The organism is Acidovorax sp. ST3, assembly GCF_003231145.1.
In the GTDB taxonomy this organism is placed as follows: Bacteria; Pseudomonadota; Gammaproteobacteria; order Burkholderiales; family Burkholderiaceae_C; genus Acidovorax.
The window spans coordinates 1-698 of record NZ_QKVP01000037.1 but is presented as its reverse complement, the minus strand read 5'-3'; the positions used below and the strand labels follow the sequence as shown (position 1 = coordinate 698).

Genomic DNA, 698 nt, shown 5'->3' with positions numbered 1-698 from the left:
GGCCGGCGAGGCCGAGCACGGCCCGCGCTTCCCGCTGATCCACGCCTATCTGGAAACCACGTTGCCGACCCTGGAAAAGGCGCCCTTCTTCGACCGGCCGGACGGCCAGACCGAGCGGCTGGACCGGTTCCTGTACGAAGTCGTGACCGGCGCGCCGCTGACGTATTGAGCGCCATTGAAACGCATTATGGCCGCGACACTCGCGTCTACGTGCTGGCGCGTCCGTGTCACTGATCGCCGACCTGAACGCCGCCGTTCACCCGCTTCGGCATGGCGCCGCGCGATCGCGGCGGCCCGGTCGCGCATGAGCGATGCGCCGGCCAGCGCTTTGCGGGTACCCTATCGCCTTTCCATCCCCCGCAAAGCCCCGCATGTCCGACACCACGCAGCCCTTCGACGTTTCCAACTACATCGCCCAGAGCCTGGAAGGCATGCGGGCCGCCACCTCGGCGCACTGCGCCACCTGGCACCTGGATGAGGCCGAGCAATGGTCCGTGGACATGGACAGCGGCCTGATCGTGTTCCAACTGCCCGGCGGCATCACCGCCCAAGCGCCGGTGCAGATCGTCGGCACCTCCAATAGCGAGGACGGCAGCTTCCTGTGGGGCTGGGATCATCCGTCGGTGCCGGCCGAACTGGCCGAACACGCCCAACTGGCGCTGGCCTTCGGCAAGGCTCACGGCCTGGAGGCATACACC

The 698-nt window shown here is 67.9% G+C and carries 1 protein-coding gene; it reads left to right on the top strand.

Going from position 1 to position 698, the window contains the following annotated elements; translation table 11 throughout:
- Positions 1–371: 371 nt before the first annotated feature.
- Positions 372–698, top strand: a 327-nt coding sequence (locus DNK89_RS23390; RefSeq protein ID WP_110962006.1) for a DUF6882 domain-containing protein, incomplete at its 3' end; no start/stop codon positions are given.